General features: G+C 41.6%; 22 protein-coding genes. 20 read left to right on the forward strand and 2 right to left on the reverse strand.

The annotated features are described in order from the left end of the window. The first annotated feature begins 5 nt into the window (after positions 1 to 5). The 4 genes from AS005_RS05750 to AS005_RS05765 are packed head-to-tail and all read left to right on the forward strand — an operon-like array spanning position 6 to position 2,758. Entirely contained in the window at positions 6 to 917 is a 912-nt protein-coding gene (locus AS005_RS05750; protein ID WP_101510737.1) for a TIGR01212 family radical SAM protein, read from the forward strand. After that, positions 898 to 1,956, forward strand: a complete 1,059-nt coding sequence (locus AS005_RS05755; protein ID WP_101510738.1) for a clostripain-related cysteine peptidase — start codon at positions 898 to 900, stop codon at positions 1,954 to 1,956. Before AS005_RS05750 ends, AS005_RS05755 begins: the two co-directional genes overlap by 20 nt. 5 nt (positions 1,957 to 1,961) lie before the next feature. After that, positions 1,962 to 2,567: a DUF4234 domain-containing protein gene (locus AS005_RS05760; RefSeq protein ID WP_233186277.1), complete on the forward strand. Its 606-nt coding sequence runs from the start codon at positions 1,962 to 1,964 to the stop codon at positions 2,565 to 2,567. After that, entirely contained in the window at positions 2,564 to 2,758 is a 195-nt protein-coding gene (locus tag AS005_RS05765) for a DUF6485 family protein (protein WP_101510740.1), read from the forward strand. Before AS005_RS05760 ends, AS005_RS05765 begins: the two co-directional genes overlap by 4 nt. 8 nt (positions 2,759 to 2,766) lie before the next feature. Here the strand turns inward: AS005_RS05765 and AS005_RS05770 are convergent, their stop codons facing one another. Continuing rightward, a complete protein-coding gene (locus AS005_RS05770; protein WP_101510741.1) occupies positions 2,767 to 3,696 on the reverse strand; it encodes a GAF domain-containing protein in 930 nt (309 codons plus the stop codon). After that, the gene (gene mnmA / locus AS005_RS05775) at positions 3,693 to 4,772 is read right to left on the reverse strand and encodes a tRNA 2-thiouridine(34) synthase MnmA (protein ID WP_101510742.1); all 1,080 of its coding nucleotides are present in this window, start codon (positions 4,770 to 4,772) and stop codon (positions 3,693 to 3,695) included. The genes AS005_RS05770 and mnmA overlap by 4 nt, the downstream gene beginning before the upstream one ends. Before the next feature lie 81 nt (positions 4,773 to 4,853). Between mnmA and hslV the strand changes: the two genes are divergently transcribed. From hslV to AS005_RS05855, 16 genes are read left to right on the forward strand one after another with little or no spacing between them, the layout of a single operon-like run. After that, positions 4,854 to 5,384 (forward strand): ATP-dependent protease subunit HslV, encoded by a 531-nt coding sequence (gene hslV, locus AS005_RS05780; RefSeq protein ID WP_101510743.1) that lies wholly within the window; start codon positions 4,854 to 4,856, stop codon positions 5,382 to 5,384. Between the two features lie 14 nt (positions 5,385 to 5,398). Next, a complete protein-coding gene (hslU, locus tag AS005_RS05785; protein WP_101510744.1) occupies positions 5,399 to 6,790 on the forward strand; it encodes an ATP-dependent protease ATPase subunit HslU in 1,392 nt (463 codons plus the stop codon). Positions 6,791 to 6,801: 11 nt separating this feature from the next. Further along, positions 6,802 to 7,428, forward strand: a complete 627-nt coding sequence (locus AS005_RS05790) for a hypothetical protein (protein ID WP_101510745.1) — start codon at positions 6,802 to 6,804, stop codon at positions 7,426 to 7,428. 1 nt (position 7,429) lies between these two features. Further along, positions 7,430 to 7,711 carry a heat-shock protein Hsp70 gene (locus tag AS005_RS05795; RefSeq protein WP_233186259.1) on the forward strand — a complete coding sequence of 94 codons (282 nt, stop codon included), beginning with the start codon at positions 7,430 to 7,432 and terminating at the stop codon, positions 7,709 to 7,711. After that, on the forward strand, positions 7,638 to 8,402 hold the full coding sequence (locus tag AS005_RS05800; RefSeq protein ID WP_101510746.1) for a class I SAM-dependent methyltransferase: 765 nt from the start codon (positions 7,638 to 7,640) through the stop codon (positions 8,400 to 8,402). Before AS005_RS05795 ends, AS005_RS05800 begins: the two co-directional genes overlap by 74 nt. Continuing rightward, positions 8,399 to 9,316 carry a tRNA (adenosine(37)-N6)-dimethylallyltransferase MiaA gene (miaA, locus tag AS005_RS05805; RefSeq protein ID WP_101510747.1) on the forward strand — a complete coding sequence of 306 codons (918 nt, stop codon included), beginning with the start codon at positions 8,399 to 8,401 and terminating at the stop codon, positions 9,314 to 9,316. The genes AS005_RS05800 and miaA overlap by 4 nt, the downstream gene beginning before the upstream one ends. Before the next feature lie 36 nt (positions 9,317 to 9,352). Beyond that, a complete protein-coding gene (hfq, locus tag AS005_RS05810; protein ID WP_101510748.1) occupies positions 9,353 to 9,625 on the forward strand; it encodes an RNA chaperone Hfq in 273 nt (90 codons plus the stop codon). Between the two features lie 13 nt (positions 9,626 to 9,638). Then, entirely contained in the window at positions 9,639 to 10,859 is a 1,221-nt protein-coding gene (hflX, locus tag AS005_RS05815) for a GTPase HflX (RefSeq protein ID WP_101510749.1), read from the forward strand. Then, a complete protein-coding gene (fmt, locus tag AS005_RS05820) occupies positions 10,856 to 11,797 on the forward strand; it encodes a methionyl-tRNA formyltransferase (RefSeq protein WP_101510750.1) in 942 nt (313 codons plus the stop codon). Before hflX ends, fmt begins: the two co-directional genes overlap by 4 nt. After that, complete coding sequence (locus AS005_RS05825) at positions 11,794 to 12,006, forward strand: heavy-metal-associated domain-containing protein (protein ID WP_199203861.1); 213 nt, start codon at positions 11,794 to 11,796, stop codon at positions 12,004 to 12,006. The genes fmt and AS005_RS05825 overlap by 4 nt, the downstream gene beginning before the upstream one ends. A 16-nt stretch (positions 12,007 to 12,022) precedes the next feature. After that, positions 12,023 to 13,192, forward strand: coding sequence for an ABC transporter ATP-binding protein (locus tag AS005_RS05830; protein ID WP_101510751.1), 1,170 nt, complete (start codon positions 12,023 to 12,025; stop codon positions 13,190 to 13,192). 18 nt (positions 13,193 to 13,210) lie between these two features. Then, positions 13,211 to 14,950: an ABC transporter substrate-binding protein gene (locus tag AS005_RS05835; RefSeq protein WP_101510752.1), complete on the forward strand. Its 1,740-nt coding sequence runs from the start codon at positions 13,211 to 13,213 to the stop codon at positions 14,948 to 14,950. A gap of 59 nt (positions 14,951 to 15,009) precedes the next feature. After that, the gene (locus tag AS005_RS05840; RefSeq protein ID WP_101510753.1) at positions 15,010 to 15,975 is read left to right on the forward strand and encodes an ABC transporter permease; all 966 of its coding nucleotides are present in this window, start codon (positions 15,010 to 15,012) and stop codon (positions 15,973 to 15,975) included. A gap of 13 nt (positions 15,976 to 15,988) precedes the next feature. Next, the gene (locus AS005_RS05845; RefSeq protein WP_101510754.1) at positions 15,989 to 17,542 is read left to right on the forward strand and encodes an ABC transporter permease; all 1,554 of its coding nucleotides are present in this window, start codon (positions 15,989 to 15,991) and stop codon (positions 17,540 to 17,542) included. A gap of 1 nt (position 17,543) precedes the next feature. Then, positions 17,544 to 18,125 carry a sigma-70 family RNA polymerase sigma factor gene (locus tag AS005_RS05850; RefSeq protein ID WP_101510755.1) on the forward strand — a complete coding sequence of 194 codons (582 nt, stop codon included), beginning with the start codon at positions 17,544 to 17,546 and terminating at the stop codon, positions 18,123 to 18,125. 7 nt (positions 18,126 to 18,132) lie between these two features. Further along, positions 18,133 to 18,750 (forward strand): hypothetical protein, encoded by a 618-nt coding sequence (locus AS005_RS05855; protein WP_101510756.1) that lies wholly within the window; start codon positions 18,133 to 18,135, stop codon positions 18,748 to 18,750. The last annotated feature ends 125 nt before the right edge of the window (positions 18,751 to 18,875 follow it).

Genomic DNA, 18,875 nt, shown 5'->3' on the forward strand with positions numbered 1-18,875 from the left:
GAATTGTGCGTTACAGAAAATTGAGCGAATACTTGAAAGAAAAATACGGAGAAAGAGTTCAAAGAATAGTCATATTCGGTGGTTTTTCTTGTCCAAACAGGGACGGGACGAAAGGAAAGGGCGGTTGTATTTACTGTGATGCCACGGGAAGCGGATTCACCACTCTTATGAAACTTCCAATACGAGAGCAAGTGGTGAGATTAAAAGAAAAATATGAAAAACGTGGGATCAAAAAGTTTATAGCTTACTTTCAAGCGTTCAGCAATACTTACGCACCCGTTGAAGAATTGAGGAAGAAATACGAGGAAGCTTTAATAGATGAAAGTATTGTTCAGCTTTCTGTTTCCACACGGCCAGATCTTGTGTCGGAATCTGTTCTAGATCTCCTAGAAGAATTCAAGGAGAGAGTAGATGTTTCTATTGAATTGGGATTGCAAACGGCAAATTACAAAACACTCGAAAAAATAAATAGGGGCCACACTTTAGCAGAATTCATTGACGCGGCCGTGAGAGTGAAACGTCGGAGAATAGAATTAATCGTTCATGTGATACTGAACCTTCCTTGGGATGATATGATCGATGTGATAGAAACTGCCAAGATCCTTTCCGCTCTCGATGTGGACGGTGTGAAAATACATTCACTATACGTTGTTGAAGGAACGAAGCTTGCAGAGATGTATAAAAGAGGAGAGATAAAGATCTGTAGTTTGGAAGAATATGTGAACAGAGTCATAGTTTTTCTTGAGCATCTCTCGCCGAATGTCGTAATTCACAGGCTCGTTGCGGATCCTCCGAGAGAAGGGACGATTTTTGGCAATTGGGGAAAGAGTAAAATAGAGATTATAAACACGATAGAAAGAGAAATGGAAAGGAGGAACTCCTATCAAGGCAAAAAGTTTGTTTATCTTAACAGGTAGCTTGTTCCTTTTACTCTTTGGATGCCTTTTCTCACCGAATTATTCCCTCTCTTTCCTCATCTGGATCGCCGCTGATAACAATCTCGAAAGCCATGTGGAAAAAGATCTCGGGGAAGCTGAGGGTAACTTGTCGTGGATAAACGTTTTTGCAATGGTGGATTATGCTTCATCAACAGATACGTTGTATCGAATTGAAGATATTGTTGTTCCTTTGAAAACCTTCAATGAGATAAACTCAGGTGATCCTGAAGCCCTGAAACAATTTTTGTTGGAATATAGCCTACCGTACACTTTTCTTGTCATCTGGAATCATGGTTTCTGGTGGCGCGGTGAATCTGTATCGAAAACATCATCGAAAGGGATTGCGTACGATGAAACCGATGGTGATTTTCTGACAATAAATGAGATAAAAGATGTTTTAAAATCTCATCCTGTGACAGTTTTGGGGTTCGATGCTTGCATTATGGGAACGTTTGAGATACTTTGGGAGTTGAAAAATGTAGCGAAGTACATCATTGCTTCTTCTGAAGAAATACCTGTTGATGGTTGGGATTATGCACCTTTGAGATATTCCTCTAGTGTGAGAGATTTGATGAGGAAGTTGGTAGAGGCCTACAAAGAAACTTATGGGACTAACGTGTCTTTGAGTGTCTGGGACACCTCCAAGCTCGAAGATGTGATGTACTGGTTGAACAAGATAGCAGATTATATGATTGAGAATGATATTTCTCCTTGGAGTTTCGAGTTCAAAAGGAGATCTATCGGTGGAAAAGAGATTGAACTGGTCGAACTCGACAGCTTCGCCGAGTCGTTCGTGAACTCAACCGACTCCACTCTATCTTCTTACGGTACGAATCTATACAATGCAATATTTTCCGCTAGGGTTTATGGTACACCGGAGGATTCCTTCGATTTACTCATATACTTTCCCCTCGATTCCAGCAATTTCGATTACTGGGAAGATTTTTCCGCTCTTTCTGATTTTATAAGAGATAGCGCCTGGGACGATCTTCTGGAACATTGGAGGGGAAGAAATTGAAAAGAGTGAACGTAAATCTTGCTTGGATTGGAGTTGTCTTATCGGTTTTGAGTAGCATTTTGTTGGTAGAATATTATAGAGAGTTCTTAGTTGGAAATCCCAACCATGTAGTAGGATTGGCTATTCTCTTTCTTTCGACGGTCTCAGTCTTCTCTCTTCTTATCGTATACAGACAATGGGCCTTTTTACTGAACGAAAATGCTTTAAAGACATTGGAGTTGGCTAGGAGATACTCGATGGTGATTAACGAAAAACCACTGGTTCCAGGTTGGTCTTATTCCACTTTCGTTGTTTTTTGGTTTCTTGGATTTCTTTTCCCAGAAGTGTGGATTTTCTCGCTACTACAGATCGTCTTTTTCGTGGTTTTCTTGCATTTCCTGTTTGAAACAATCAAGAAGCTTCAAGATTTGAAAAGACGTCTTTATAGGACGATATTCGATGCAGAGTTCAAAAGTACTGTAAAGGATAGGAATGTTCTTTCAGTCTTTCTTCTGACGATTCTTACCTTGGGCGTTTACTGGTTTTACCTAGTTATCAAACTGTCACAGGAAATCAACAATTTTTTGGACACAGACGATCAGATGATGAGAAATTTGGAGGTGAAAATGTGAAGACGTGTCCAAACAAGGAAAGAAACCTGTCCTACTGTAACTGTTCTTATCCAGGTTGTCCAAGGAAAGGAATATGTTGTGAATGTATGCACTACCACAGACAACACGGCGAACTTCCCGCATGTTACTTCCCAAACGATGCGGAGAAGACTTGGGACAGATCCATCGAACACTTCAAAAGAGTGGTGTGAGGACGCCCTCACACCACCTTTGACACGAGAGAACAAACGTTCTCAAGGAATTTCCTATCTTCTTCGGAGAACGGTGAATAGCTGTGGGAGTCTATATCCAACTCCCCTATTATTTCGCCATCTTTAAAGATAGGTATCACGATTTCTGCCTTTGTTTTTGGACTACAAGAGAGATAGTTCGTTTCTTTACTGACATCCTGAACAATGAAAGTTTCTCTTCTTTCTGCTGCCTGGCCACATATGCCGATCCCAAAGGGAATTTCGACGTGTTCCGTGGGTTCGCCGACAAACGGACCGAGCTTCAATTTTCCATCTTCTACGAAATAAAATCCTACCCAATCGTAATAAGGTACATGGTTTCTTAGGAATTTGCACAACTCTTTCAAAGGTTCTTTGCTCTCAGTCAGAATCTTTTCCACGTCTTTCATGAGTACTTCGAAGTATCTTTCTTTTCCTTCGTAATTTCCTTTATCTTCTCCCCTTCGAAGACCGATAACAGCTTGAAGAGTTACCAAGGAAAGATCTTTGAGGAAACCTTTTCTCCAGAGAGAGAACACGTCCACTACTACAATCTTTTCTTTCTCACCATCGACGACAACCCAATCACAAATCCCTAGGAGAGACATCAAGAAAACAGAGAAGTCTTCTCGTTTCAATTCTAAAAATTCTTCTCTTTCAGAGAGAGCTTCAGCACACTCCACTTTTTTGTTTCGGGAAACGTCGAGCCATTCCCATTTGAATCTGTCCAACTCTCTCCTTTCGATTTCCCACAGGATGTTCTTGATGTCTTCTTCACCAAGCTCCAGCTTTTTTTCATAGTTTGGGACGATGGGACCAAATTTTTTTCTCAAAATACCCCAGAATTCAGGCCATTTCGTTTTGTCCCATTTCAAGATTTCAAGACACTCTTCCACCTTGTTTTGAACAATGCTTCTCATGGTATTCCCTCCTTTATGATCGCTCCTCCCAATAGAATATCTCCATTGTAGAAAGCAGCTATTTGTCCGGGAGTCACAGCGAAAACTTTCTTCTCAAAAATAACCTCTATCATGTTGGCCTTGAGTCTTACGGTTGCAGGAGCCTCTTCGGATTTTTTTCTCACCCTACACACGCATTTGAATTCTTTTGGTACGTCAACATGCCACACGGGATTCTCTGCTATCAATCCGGAAAAGAAAACCTCTTCGAGATCGGAAACAACCACCAAATTTTTCTCAGGAACCTTGTTGCGTACATAAAATCTTCTTCCAAATTTCGATATTTTCATACCTTTTCTCTGACCGATGGTGTACAGAGGATATCCAAAATGAGTTCCTACTCTCTCCCCTTTCGTTGTAACTACCTCTCCTTCTTTAAGATTTACTCCTTCGTCCTTCAAGAAACTCTCCAGGCTTCCATCGGGTATGAAACAAACATCCTGACTTTCTTGTTTTTTTGCGACGTGTATTCCTGCCTCTTCTGCAATTCGCCTTATCTCTTCTTTCGTGTAGACACCGTTTGGAAACAGAAGTTTTTCAATTCTCCATGGTTCTATTCTTGCAAGAAAGTATGATTGATCTTTCTTGCGATCTATTCCTTTTTTGACAACGTTTTTTCCATACTTATCGCTGTATTCAATTCTTGCATAGTGTCCACTCGCGAAAAGATCGAATCCTTTCGAGAGAACATAATCCATGAAATAACCGAATTTTACGTATCGGTTGCAATGAACACATGGATTCGGTGTGAGACCTCTAAGAAGATCTCTTTTGAAAGGTTCTATGACTTTTTCTCTGAAGATATCTCTAACGTCAACGATCTCCATTTCCACACCCAAAGATCTAGCTATCTTAACAGCATCTGCTGTATCGGATGGGCTACAGCACACCTTTTTCTTCACTTCTTTTTTGATGAAGAACTCATCTTCTTTCGTTTTCATGTGGAATGCTTTGACTTTGTATCCCTTTCTCAAAAGCAGATACAAAGCCACTGCGCTGTCTACTCCTCCACTCAATGCCACTCCTACCTTTCTCAATTTCGCACCTCCTTATTTGAAATGATATCATTTCCTTTAATCACGAAGTTGAGTTAAAATAATCTGAGGAGGTGTTAAATCATGAAATTCCATGGAACAACTATCCTTGTTGTAAGAAGAAATGGGAAAACTGTGATGGGCGGCGATGGACAGGTTACTTTTGGCACCACGGTTCTTAAGGGAAACGCAAGAAAAGTGAGAAAGCTCGGTGAGGGGAGGGTACTCGCCGGTTTTGCGGGATCTGTGGCGGATGCCATGACGCTTTTCGATAGATTCGAAGCAAAACTAAGGGAATGGGGAGGAAATCTCACAAAGGCTGCGGTAGAACTTGCCAAAGACTGGAGAACCGACAGAGTTCTGAGGAGACTGGAAGCTTTATTGTTGGTGGCTGACAAGGAAAACATATTCATTATTTCTGGAAATGGTGAGGTGATACAGCCCGACGATGATGCGGCTGCTATAGGTTCTGGAGGACCTTACGCACTCGCTGCCGCGAAGGCCTTGCTCAGAAACACCGATCTTTCGGCAAGAGAAATAGTGGAAGAAGCTATGAAGATAGCAGGGGAAATTTGCATTTACACGAACCAAAACGTGGTGATCGAAGAAGTTTAGGAGGTGTGTTGTTCATGAAGAGTTTTGATGAAATGACACCGAGAGAAATTGTACAAGAGCTCGATAAATACATTATTGGCCAACAAGAGGCGAAAAAAGCCGTTGCGATAGCTGTTCGAAACAGAATCAGAAGGCAGAAACTTCCAGAGGAGTGGAGAAAGGAAGTTTTGCCCAAGAACATACTTATGATTGGACCAACAGGTGTTGGAAAAACGGAAATAGCAAGGAGACTCGCACAGCTCTCTGGTTCGCCTTTTCTAAAAGTAGAAGCCACGAGATTCACAGAGGTTGGATACGTTGGAAAGAATGTTGACTCCATGATAAGAGATCTGGTTGAGATCAGTGTTAACATGGTGAAACAGGAGAAAATAAAGGAAGTGGAAGAGAGGGCACAAGAACTCGTTGAAGAGAGAATATTGGATGCGCTCGTACCGGAATCGAGAGTGGTACCCACCGTTACCAATCCTTTTATCAATCTGATAACGGGAGGCCAGCAGCAACAGTTAACACCCGAAGACAGACGCAGGTTCAGAGCGAAAAGAGAGGAGATGAGAGAAAGACTTAGAAAAGGAGAATTGGAAGACGAAGAAATAGAAATCGAGATCGAAGAAGCAGCCCCTCCCCTTATAGGAATGTTTGGGCCGGGAATGGAGGATTTAGGAATAGAGATTTCGAACATGTTTAGTGGGCTCTTACCGAAGAAGAAAAAGAAAAGAAGGATGAAAGTTTCAGAAGCAAGAAAAATGTTGCTTCCAATGGAAGCGGAAAAGTTGATCGATATGGACAAAGTGATCCAAGAGGCATTGGATAGGGCACAAAACAGAGGAATCATATTCATAGACGAAATCGATAAGATAACGGGAAAAGAAAGTACTTCCGGTCCAGATGTTTCCAGGCAAGGAGTACAACGTGACTTGCTTCCAATAGTGGAAGGAACCACGATCATGACGAAATACGGCCCCGTAAGGACGGATTACATCCTTTTCATAGCAGCCGGGGCTTTTCACGTATCTAGGCCTTCTGACTTGATACCAGAACTGCAGGGAAGGTTTCCTATACGTGTGGAGCTCTCGCCACTCACTGAAGAAGATTTTGTGAGAATATTGAAGGAACCAGAGAACGCCATAATAAAACAGTACCAGGCACTTCTTTCGACTGAAGGGGTAGAGCTTGTTTTCACAGAGAACGGAATAAAGGAAATGGCTAGGATAGCGTACCAGCTGAATCAAAGACTCGAGAACATAGGAGCAAGAAGACTTTACACAGTTGCGGAAAAGGTACTGGAAGAAATATCCTTCGAAGCACCGGATCTTCCGGAGAAAAAGGTGATCATAGACGCTGAGTACGTAAGAAAGAGATTAGAGAAGATCGTTCAAGACGAGGATTTGAGCTCCTATATCTTGTGAGGTGTTCGTGGGTGAGAACTCTTTTTTTCATTATTTTGGCATTTTTGTTCGTCTCGGGATGTGGATTTCTAGGTCCCACCAAGGCAGATCTTTATGTGTACATCTTTCACATCGGAACAACCGAGGATGTGGATAGTGAGCATAGCGAGTTTGAATTGGACAATAAGAAATACCGCCTAGGAGAGGTTCTTTTCGGTGAGGGGAGTTATTTCACAACCGTGGACACTCCGTTCAATTTGTTTGAGATGAACTTGATGGTCAATGCAACGATAACGACAGCATCCACTGATATCATTCTCTCGTTTTCAGCGACTCCGGTGGTCCTCTATCATGACGTTTCCAATTTTGCTACAGATTCGTTGGTCAATGAAACAGCTTACCTTCTTTTGGATTTGAAAGAAAAGAGAGTATTTGTTTTAGAAAATCCTGTTCTGGTCCGGGGTGAACTCACGCAGGAAGGCAGTGTTGTAACATTGAAGTTCGAGGATCACGAAATGAGTGTACCTGTTTATGGAAAGAGCTTTCTGTTCTATTTACCAAGACCAAAAGGAGAATACGAAGTGAACGTGTTTTTCGATGAAGAAAGCACTTCCCTTATCGTAAAGGAGGGGAGGGATAACTACGAGATCGCGTTTTAAGTTGAAACCTAAAAGAAGACGGTCTTTGAAGATTAATCTCGGCCTTTTGACGCTTCTTTTCTTCATGGTTTTTGTTTTCATTGTAAGCTATCACAACTATCGATTAGTTGAAACAGAACATCGACAACTTTTGGAGAAATACGAAGATTTAAAAGAAAAAATCGAGCATCAGAAGCTCCTCAACCAGAAGCTTTTAGAGGTGATAGAGAATGAAAAACTTCGTAGTAACGACTTCTCACAAACCAGACAAGGAGCAGATAATGAAGGCCCAGGAACTCGCTGAGAGTCTAGGAACCATCTATGTTCCCCGAAAAAGATTGAAAGAAACGAATGTGGATTTTTACTATGTTGTAGAGAGGAACAGGCTTTCTATAAAATGGCCGGGAGGGGAGTTTTTTTTTCATCCGTCTTCCGCAGTTCTCCGGATGAGAAACATAAAAAGTGGCCAAAAGGATTATTTGATAGAGGTTCTTCAACCGAAAGGCAACGAGATAGTTTTGGATACAACATTTGGACTTGGTGGTGAAGCGATTTTGATGGCAGCCTTTCTTCCAGAGGGGAAGGTTGTTGGACTCGAAGGGTCGATTCATATATACACCGTCGTGAAGTACGGAATAGAGCATTTCGAAACAGACGTGAAGTGGTTGAAAGAAGCTTTGAAAAGGATAGAACTGTATTATGCTAATTTCAAAGATTACATAAGAAAACAGCCGGCTGAATCTTTTGATGTCGTATACTGCGATCCTATGTTCGAGAATCCTGTTTATGAATCTTCTGCAATGAATCCTTTGAGACCTTTCGCTGTGTACGACACGGTGGACGAGGAAGATGTGAGAGAAATGCTCAGAATCGCTAGAAAAAAAGTCATCTTGAAAAGTCACGTAAAAGACTCTTTGTTCAAAAGAATAAAAGTGGATGAATTGAAGGGTTCGAAAAAGAGCGGAGTGGTCTACGGGGTGATCTACAAACGATGAAAATAGCCATAGTTGGTGGTCCAACGGCTGTGGGGAAAACAGATATTATGGTCGAGGTGTGCGAAGAATTAGGAGCTGAAATCATATCGATGGATTCCAGGCAGATCTATCGTTACATGGATATAGGAACCGCTAAACCAACTCCTGAACAAAGAAGAAAAGTTCCCCATTATATGATAGACATCCTAGATCCAGATGAGTACTACAACGCTTTTCTGTACAGGAAAGATTCTCTCAAAGTGATGGAAGATATTCTTAGAAAAGGGAAAATACCTGTTTATGTTGGTGGTACGGGACTTTATGCGGATGCGTTGGTGAGGGGTATATTCGAAGGTGTTCCTGCTGATGAGAATGTGAGAAGGGAACTCAGAGAACTTGAAAGGAAAGAGCCCGGGATTCTCAGGAAGATGTTAGAAGAGTTCGATCCGGAGGCTGCTACTCGTATTCATCCGAACGATTTGAAAAGAACCATCAGGGCTCTGGAAGTTTATATGAAAACAGGAAGAAGAATTTCCGAACTTCAAAAGAAAACGAAGGGTGACGATAGGTTTTTTATAGTGGTCTTGACAAGGGAAAGATACGATCTTTACAACAGAATAAACAAAAGAGTGGACAAAATGATTGAGATGGGTCTTGTTGACGAAGTGAAAAGACTTCTAAACATGGGATACTCCAAGGATCTCAACTCTATGAAGACCATTGGATACAAAGAAGTGATCGATTATTTAGAAGGAAAATACGATTTTGACAGGATGGTTCATTTGATTAAGCGGAACACGAGACATTTCGCACGCAGACAAATCATCTGGTTCAAAAGGTACGAGGATGCAGTGTGGTACAACCTTACTCTCATGGACAAAAAAGACGTGAAAAAAGAACTCAAAAACCTGATAGTCAGGAATTTTTCGGTATAATCTATATTTGAACATGTGTTGAGGGGGGAGTTTATCTTGGCCGAAAAGTTCAACCTTCAGGACAGATTTCTGAATCACCTTAGAGTCAACAAAATCGAAGTGAAGGTATACCTGGTTAACGGTTTTCAGACCAAAGGGTTTATCAGATCTTTTGACAGTTACACGGTTCTTCTAGAGAGCGGGAATCAACAGAGTCTAATTTACAAACATGCGATCAGTACTATCATTCCATCCTCTTATGTTCTGTTGATGCCGAAAAAGCAGGAAGCTGAACAGGAGGCTGGGACCACTGAAGATCAGGGATCTTGAGGGAAAAAAAGCTATCATAGTAGCTGTGGGAAGGGACGAAGAAAAGATAAGAGAATCCCTCGAAGAAATGAAAGGGTTGTGTGAAACGTTGAGGGTCGATGTTGTTGAATGGCTTTGGCAAAAGAGGACCAAGCCAGATCCTACAACGTATCTGGGGAAAGGAAAACTGGAAAAGTTGAAAGAAATGATAGAATTCTGCGAAGCGGATCTTGTGGTAGTAGATGATGAAATATCACCTGTTCAATCGAAAAATATGAGAGAATTTCTTGATGTGGAAGTTCTCGATAGGACACAGGTGATTCTAGAAATATTCGCTCGTCATGCCACCAGTGAGGAAGGTAAACTTCAAGTGGAAATGGCTAGTCTACTTTACGAACTACCCAGGTTGGTAGGCAAGGGGGAAGAGCTCTCGAGACTCGGAGGTGGAATAGGTACCAGAGGACCTGGTGAACCGTTGCTCGAAGTCCTGAGAAGACACATAAAGAATCGCATTTCTCAATTGAAAAGAAAATTGAAAGAAATCGAACATGAAAGAGCTGTTCAGAGAAAACAAAGACTCGAAAAGAAAATTCCACACGTATCTATAGTGGGATACACTAATGCTGGGAAATCAACGCTTCTTAAAGCCCTTACGGAAAGTGATGTTTATATCGCTGATAAGCTTTTTGCCACACTCGAACCGGTGACAAGACGTTTGAAATTGAGAAACGGAAGGGTCATTTTGGTAAGTGATACAGTTGGTTTCATAAGAAAGCTTCCTCACACCATTGTAAGTGCTTTCAAAGCTACCCTCGAAGAAATAAAGTTTTCGGATGTTATTGTACATCTTTTGGATGCATCTGATCCCTATGTTGAAGAGAAAAAGACTGCTTCTGAAAAGGTGTTGGAGGAAATTGGAGCTGATAGAATCCCTAGAATTCTTGTGTTCAACAAGATTGATCTCTGTCCGGAAGAGAGATTGAGAGTTTTAAATCAAAAATACCCAGATGCCCTTTTTGTTTCAGCTTTAAAGAGAGAAGGATTGGAGACTCTCTTGGAGAAGATAGAAAAAGTTTTGGCTCGGAAAGAAATTCAAGAGACTTTGAAAGTTCCCGTAGAAAAAATTGGTCAAATCTATGCTTTACGGGATAAGTTGGAGATACTAAGTGAAGATTACAAAGATGATTACGTATTGATCACTGTCAAAGCAGACAGAAAAACCTTAGAAATGGTGAAGGGGAAGGTGACAGATTGAAAGTAGTCTTCGTTGGTACACCGGAATTCGCTGGCGAAATTCTAGAGCACATGGTGAGAAACGGTATCAACATTGTAGGAGTAGTGACACAGCCTGATAAACCACGGGGAAGAGGTAGAAAGATGTTACCAACTCCCGTTAAAATTGTGGCAGAGGAATACAAGATTCCTTGCATACAACCGGAATCTATTAACAAAAAGGAGGCTCTCGATTTTCTTCAAGTTGTGGTTCCAGATGTAATCTTGGTTGTCTCTTATGGAAAGATCTTGGGTAAGAAGGTTCTTTCTCTTCCGAAGTACGGTTGCTACAATGTTCATCCTTCTCTTTTGCCGAAGTACAGAGGAGCTTCTCCCATACAAAGGGCACTTGAGAACGGCGAGAAGAAAACCGGTGTCACGATATACAGAATGGTTAAAGAGTTGGATGCAGGTCCCATAGCGTTACAAGAAGAAGTTGATATAGATCCTTTCGAAACGTTCGATCACTTGGAGAGAAAGTTGATCGAACTTTCAAAAAAGATGGTACTCGAATTTTTTGAGAAGTTGAAAAAAGGGAAAATAGAATTGAGAGAACAGGATCATTCACAAGCTACCTACGCACCGATCATAAAAAAGGAAGATCTTTTTGTCGACTTTTCGAAAGATGCGGAAACGGTCAAAAACAAAATAAGAGCTTATGATTCTAAACCCGGTGCCCGAGTTTTTTTGGGAAATGATGAGGTAAAATTATTTGGTGTGATATCGTTAGATAGTTCGGATGATGAACCTGGTTTGATACACTATATTGATAGGGAAGGTGCATGGATAGGAACTGCAAAGGGGAAGGTGAAGGTCAGATACATTCAGTTTCCTGGAAAGAAGAAGATCACTTTTTGGGAAGCTAAAAATGGGAGATTAATAGAGGAGAAGATGCGCTTAGAAGGGAGGTATGGGAGTTGAAAAGGTTGAATTACTTCATGCTGAAAGATGCCAAAACGGAGGAAGATTACAAAAAGGTAAAATCCACAGTTGAAAAACTCGATGGAGTTTATAAAGTGGATTATGAAATGGATGCAGAAGTTATTGGAGTTGAGTATGACGATGAAAAGGTGTCAAAAGAACAGATAAAAGCTGTTGTAGATAAATTGGGATACACACTCATTGTATGAAAAGGAGTTGTTTACGATGAAAACACTGGAAGTTCTGAGTTTGAAGAAATATTTTCCTATCAGAAAAGGATTCCTCGTAAAAAAAATCGTTGGCTATGTAAAAGCGGTCGACGACATATCTTTCTCAGTGGAGAAGGGGAAAACCTTCGCTCTAGTTGGTGAATCTGGTTGTGGAAAGACTACAACCGCGAAAACGGTACTTCGCCTCACAAATCCTACCGCTGGTCGTATTGTTGTGGACGGTGACGATACCACGTACTACTTTATGAAAGAAAAGCACGCTGTTTCTTATTTAAAGCTGACCTATGTTGATATATTCAACGAGATGAAAAAGAATCTCTCATCTGACCAAATTTTGAATACTTTGGACGGTGTTGACAAAAAATACGCGGAAATTTTCTTTAAAAAAGCTGACGGGGATGAAAATAAATTCTACCGTCTGATCCTTTCAGATATTGAGAAAAAGAGAATGAACTTCAGAAGAAAAATACAGATAGTTTTCCAGGATCCAATGAGTTCTTTGAATCCGAGAATGACAGTTGGAGACATTTTGACAGAGCCTATTCTGTTTCACGGGTTAGCAAAAACCTCTCAAGAGGCGATGGATATTGCAAAAAACCTTCTTCTCAGTGTGGGCCTTAAAGAGTATCATTTGGAAAGATATCCGCACCAATTCAGCGGTGGGCAAAGGCAGAGAATCGCCATAGCCAGGGCAATTTCCATAAATCCTGAGATCGTGATACTCGACGAACCGACAGCTTCTCTAGATGTGTCCGTTCAAGCGCAGGTTATCAACCTGTTTTTGAAACTTCAAGAAGAGATGGGTTTTACTTACTTGTTCATATCTCATGATCTAGGACTTGTAAGGTTCATAAGTCATGAGGTAGGAATAATGTATCTTGGAAGAATTGTGGAAATGGGTAATACAGATGAAATATTTGACAACCCACTTCATCCGTACACACAAGCCTTGTTATCGGCTGTCCCCATTCCCGATCCCAAAGTTGAGCGTGCAAGGGAACGCATCATATTGAAAGGTGGTGTTCCAAGTCCTATAAACAGACCTGTGGGATGTTTCTTCCATCCGCGGTGTCCGTATAAGATGCCAATATGTGAAAGGGAGTATCCTGTTATGAAGGAAGTTTCACCGAATCATTGGGTGGCATGTCATCTACATTCATCATAAAGAAGGAGGTGTGTTGTTATGCGTAAACTTTTAGTGGCCCTTTCTTTGGTTCTTGCTTTAGCCCTGTTTGCCGAACTTTCGCCGTTTGCCCAGTTTGAAACGTACATCGGGGCGGATGCTACAGGACAGTACGGGGGAACGTTAGTGGTACCAACACTTTCCGGACCGAGAACTTGTAACGATGTTGTTGCCCAAGAAACGAGCTCAACTGATGTGATAGGAAGGTTCATGGCTTCAATGATAGAACTCGACAATCACGCAAGAATCCATCCTGCTCTCGCTGAAAGATGGGAGATCAAACAGAACGAGGATGGAAGCATGGAAATCGTTTGGTACCTGAGAAAAGGTATCAAATGGAGCGATGGAACACCGTTCACAGCGGACGACGTTGTGTTCACTATCAACGACGTGTACTTCAATCCTGACATTCCGAACGACATGCAAGATCTTTTTGCTGACAACTGGCCTGTTGCTGAAAAGATCGATGATTACACGTTGAAGACAACACTGAAGAAAACTTACAGGCTTGCGATAAGATACATTGGAGGTATTCCTATATTCCCGAAGCACCTCGCAGAATCTTACGTGAAAGAAGGAAAGTTCAAAGAATTCTGGACGGTTGATGCAATTAACAACGGTGAGATCGTAGGTCTTGGACCGTTTATTCCCGTTGAATACGTACCTGATCAATATGTAAGATTTGTCCGCAATCCATACTACTGGAAACATGACAAAGACGGGAAGCAGCTTCCATACCTCGATGGAATAATCTTCAAGATCATTCCCACTCAGGACGCTCAGAGACTTGCCTTTGAGAACGGAGAAGTTGATGTCTATGGTCCTCGCGGTACAGAGTATGCAGAAATCAAAGCGATGGCCGAAGAAAAAGGTTGGGTCGTTGGAGTTGGCGGACCGAACTTCGGTACAACTTTCGTCACTTTCAATTGGAATACTCCCGATCCTGTGAAGAGAAAATGGTTCAGGAATGAATTCTTCAGAAAAGCAGTAGCATACGCTATTGATAAACAGTCCATGATAGACACGTTGTACAACGGTCTTGCTGTGGAACAATGGGGTCCGATCAGTCAAGCCGCAACTGTTTACTACGATGAATCTGTCCTCAGAAAGTACCCGTACAATCTCGATCTTGCGAGAACAATGCTCAAACTTGGTGGCTTCAAGTGGGACGAGAACGGTCAACTCCTCGACGGTGAAGGAAATCCTGTGAAGTTCATTCTCTTGACGAACGCTGGTAACCAGGTCCGAGAAGGTATGGGGAATATCATAACGGAAGCTCTCAAGAAACTTGGAATGGATGTCACGTTTGCACCGATAGACTTCAATACGTTGGTACAGAAACTCGTAGTAAACGGTGATTGGGAAGCGGTTATCATAGGACTCACGGGATCTGATGAACCGCAAGGTGGAGCAAACGTGTGGAGAATAAAGGGTGCATTGCACTTCTGGAACTATCATCCAGAAGTTAAGGACTTCGTCGATCCAAACGATTATTACTCACCTGACTGGGAAAAAGAAATCGACAGGATATTCGAAGAAAACGTGAAGATACTCGATCAAGAAAAAGTTGTTGACATGTTCAGAGAATTCCAGAGACTCGTCTCCGAACACCTGCCACTCATTTACACGACGCAACAACTCTATCTGTACGCCTACAGCAATAAACTGCACAACCTCGATCCTACTGCTTTCGGTGGTATGTGGGGTTGGAATCAAGAGTGTATTTGGAAAGAGCAATAATTCTTGGGAGGGGGGATCCCCCTTCCCTTTCAAACTTTCAGTCAAAGAGGTGATATCACTTGCTCAAGTACATCGCACGCAGACTGATCATCATGATTCCTGAACTCCTCATCATTTCTTTTATTGTTTTCGTAATCATGCAGGCAGCACCCGGTGATTTTCTGGATATGTACAGATTAGACCCATCTGTTTCTCAACAATTTCTGCAGAAGATGGAGAAAGAACTTGGTTTGGATAAACCTTGGATTGTTCAGTACGGAATATGGTTGAAGAACGTTCTAAAGGGGGATTTTGGATACTCGTTTTACTACAGGAGACCCGTTTCTACACTCATTTGGGAAAGGGTTTTCGCCACGGTTATATTATCCGTTTCTTCTTTAGCGTTCCAATGGATTCTGGGAATAATAGTGGGTGTGTTCTCCGCTTTGAAAAAGTACAGTATCTGGGACAAGATTCTTACTGTTGTTGCTTTCAGTGGAATCGCTCTTCCAGGATTCTTTCTCGCCATTCTCTTGCTTTTCATTGCTGCGAAAACCGGTTGGTTTCCGATTGCTGGAATGGTGTCTGTCAACCATTCCCAGATGAGCACTTGGGAAAGGTTTAAAGATATAGCATCTCATCTTGTTCTTCCAACCATAGCACTCGGGTTTGGAGGATTTGCATCCTTAATGAGATACATGAGAGGAAGCCTTCTGGATGTTCTCAATGAAGACTACGTGGAATTTGCTCGTGCGAAAGGAATGCCGGAACGTGTGGTGATATACAAGCATGCCTTGAGGAATGCGATAAATCCGATGATTACCTTCCTTGGTTTCAGCATATCGAGTGTGTTGGGGGGAGCGGTGATCATAGAGAATATTTTCGCTTGGCCTGGCATGGGGAGACTCATTTATCAAGCACTCTTGCAACAAGATATCTACATAGTCATGGCTTCTGCTGTTATCAGTGCAGTGATGCTAGTTATTGGTAATCTTGTTGCCGATATTCTACTTGCCGCTGTGGATCCGAGAGTGAGATTTGAATGAAGGAGGAGTCATCATGGCTGAGGAAAAGGCGATAAGAATCGAAAATGGAGAAATAGAATTCAAAGAAAAGGTATTGTCCAGACGTGAACTCATATGGAGAGCTTTCAAGAGAAACAAGCTTGGAATGTTTGGAGTATACGTTTTGATAGTCCTCTATCTCATGGCTCTTTTTGCCGATTTCCTCTCACCATATCATCCTTATGAACAATCTTTGAAACATTCTTTTGCTCCTCCAACGAAAATACACAGAGAGTACAAAGGTGAACGAGTCGGTGCCTATGTTCTTCCCACGATAAGTTACGTAGACAAAACCACCTTCGAGCGCAAATTTTACGAAATGGTATTCCCAAGGAGAATAGTTTTGGATGTTTACGGAACCCAGGCTGTTTACGAAATAGGTAAGGAAGGGGTTACCGGTTTTTCGTTTATGGTGGATGAGGAGTACTATCTTATTTTGAAAGATGGTTCTAAGAAGTATGCTGGTTCCAACACAAAAGTGGTGGATTACTTCCTTTTCGGATACGATGAAGAAGTCTTGAGCAAAGGTGAAGCTGAGATAGAAACAACGTCCAATGTAGCAAAGGATACGTACTTTGGGAAGTATGGTTTCAGGTTTGGATTGAATTCCCCAGATGATATTGAAAAAGTCGTTTTGAAAGAGAAACTAAACATGGTTCTTGTCAAAAAAGGTGAAGATATAGAGATGGTACCTGGAAAGGTTGTTGATTACGATTATAAAATTTATCCAATAAGATGGTTCATCAAATCCTGGGGAGCTGATCAAAAGAACAGAATAGGGTATCTCTTCTGGCTCGTTCCCTTCCAATATCATCTCTTTGGAGTAGAAAACTACGATAACAATGAATATGTAAGGTTTTACATCATGGGGGCAGATCAATACGGAAGAGACATTTGGAGTAGGATAGTTTTCGCTTCCAGAATATCTCTCTCCATAGGTTTCATAGGAATGTTCATCACATTCGTTTTGTCGCTAGTATTCGGCGGAATATCTGGATACTACGGTGGGATAGTGGATGAGTTCATGATGAGATTTTCTGAAATCATCATGTCACTTCCTGGGTTCTATTTGTTGATTCTGTTGAGATCTCTATTGCCACTCGACATTCCTTCTACTCAGGTATACATATTGCTCGTTTTCATCCTTTCCTTCATTGGATGGGCTGGAAGAGCTAGGGTGATAAGGGGAATGGTGCTTTCAATAAAACAGAGAGAATTTGTTGAGGCCGCCAAGGCCCTTGGATTTCCAGATACGAGAATACTGTTTCGACATGTGCTACCAAATACGGCAAGCTATTTGATAGTAGCTGCCACACTTGCCATTCCCGGGTACATTCTGGGAGAAGCAGGCTTGAGTTTCCTAGGGCTTGGCATAAGAGAACCGAGTGCGAGTTGGGGATTGATGCTTGCCCAAGCACAGAACGTTACTTACATGACTAGGTATCCGTGGCTCCTCATACCAGGGTTGTTTATCTTCATTACAGTTTTGTCCTTCAATTTTGTTGGAGACGCGTTGAGAGACGCTCTGGATCCGAGGTCTCTCGGATAAAATGTTGAAATACCGATTGAGAGGGAAGAGAGTAGAGGATTTGGTGAGGTACGCACAAGCGGGTTTCAAAGAAGCAATGGATCTTATAATAGAGAAGTACTATCCAATGGTGATAAAGATATCAACGCAATATTTCGCCAGTTGGGCAGAGCAAGATGATATTATACAAAATGGCTTGGTAGGTTTGATAAAGGCGATCTTCTATTATGACAGTTCGAAAAGTTCCTTCACTTCCTTTGCTTGGCGAAGTATAGATTCTGAGATAAAATCTTTTCTCACTTACATGAACAGAAAGAAGAATAAGATGCTTTCTGAGGCAGTAAAAGTTGATGGGATGGAAAAGGAAGAGGACGATTCACCTTTCGAAATACCCGACAACAGGTGTGATGTCGAAAAAAATGCCCTCTCTGATATAATTTTAGAAACAGTGTTGAAAAATCTGAAAGAGACCGAAAGAGAGATTTTTACCAAGTGGTTAGATGGTTACTCTTACAAAGAAATATCCAGAGAATGTGACGTCTCGACGAAAAAAGTAGACAACGTTGTACAAAAGGTGAAACGTATAATATCGAAGTTAGGGTGATAGGATCGTGAAGAGAGAAACTATTGCAACCTTTTTTGCTTCCCTTATCGTAGTTGCCATTCTACTCTTTTTCGTTCTTTCAGTTTTCAATCTTCTATTCTTTAGAAAGTTGGAAACAAAAATCTCGAAGTTGGAGGAACAAATACAATCGAAATTCGAAAATTATGAAGAGCGATTAAAATTGATGGAGTCACTTTTAAAACCGAACTCCATCATTAGTCGCTACATAACTGCCTATGAATATTTCGAAAAAGCTAATGTGGATTTTGAGAGGATATTTTCTGAGATAGAAGACGATCCGACGACTGGTTATATAAGAGTTTTTGTTATAGGCAACGATCCAGTTTGGATTACTGTCAAAGATGGTGAGGAAATTCTCTTTTCCCGCGACGTAAAGCCGGGTCTTTCCCCCTATAGGTTCTTCTATTATAAAAAACCAAAAATTTCAACGGAATACGATATAGCGGTACCGAGAAACGCGACATTAGTGGTAGGCATTCCGGATAGGGTGTTTCTTCTTGTCTTCGGTGTAGGAACTTCTCATCACCCCACTAAGATAGTGCAAGTGAAACAAAGCAGAATAAACAACATAGAGAAAGATTTAAGCCTCTATATACCGCGATAGAAAACAAAGGAGGGACTTTCGTCCCTCCCATACTTCATCTCTTTACTTAATCGGGTCTAGGGGGGATCGGGGGGATGAGGGACACGCAATTCAGAATTTAACTGATCGCTGTAACATCCGCTTGA

Origin of the sequence: Thermotoga sp. KOL6 (assembly GCF_002866025.1) — a bacterium.
Lineage (GTDB): Bacteria > Thermotogota > Thermotogae > Thermotogales > Thermotogaceae > Thermotoga.

Coding starts and splice junctions, on each gene's coding strand:
- AS005_RS05845 (WP_101510754.1), top strand. CDS start 15,989: ATGGCTGAGGAAAAGGCGATAAGAATCGAAAATGGAGAAATAGAATTC.
- AS005_RS05830 (WP_101510751.1), top strand. CDS start 12,023: ATGAAAACACTGGAAGTTCTGAGTTTGAAGAAATATTTTCCTATCAGA.
- AS005_RS05770 (WP_101510741.1), bottom strand. CDS start 3,696: ATGAGAAGCATTGTTCAAAACAAGGTGGAAGAGTGTCTTGAAATCTTG.
- hslV (WP_101510743.1), top strand. CDS start 4,854: ATGAAATTCCATGGAACAACTATCCTTGTTGTAAGAAGAAATGGGAAA.
- hslU (WP_101510744.1), top strand. CDS start 5,399: ATGAAGAGTTTTGATGAAATGACACCGAGAGAAATTGTACAAGAGCTC.
- AS005_RS05800 (WP_101510746.1), top strand. CDS start 7,638: ATGAAAAACTTCGTAGTAACGACTTCTCACAAACCAGACAAGGAGCAG.
- AS005_RS05835 (WP_101510752.1), top strand. CDS start 13,211: ATGCGTAAACTTTTAGTGGCCCTTTCTTTGGTTCTTGCTTTAGCCCTG.
- miaA (WP_101510747.1), top strand. CDS start 8,399: ATGAAAATAGCCATAGTTGGTGGTCCAACGGCTGTGGGGAAAACAGAT.
- AS005_RS05850 (WP_101510755.1), top strand. CDS start 17,544: ATGTTGAAATACCGATTGAGAGGGAAGAGAGTAGAGGATTTGGTGAGG.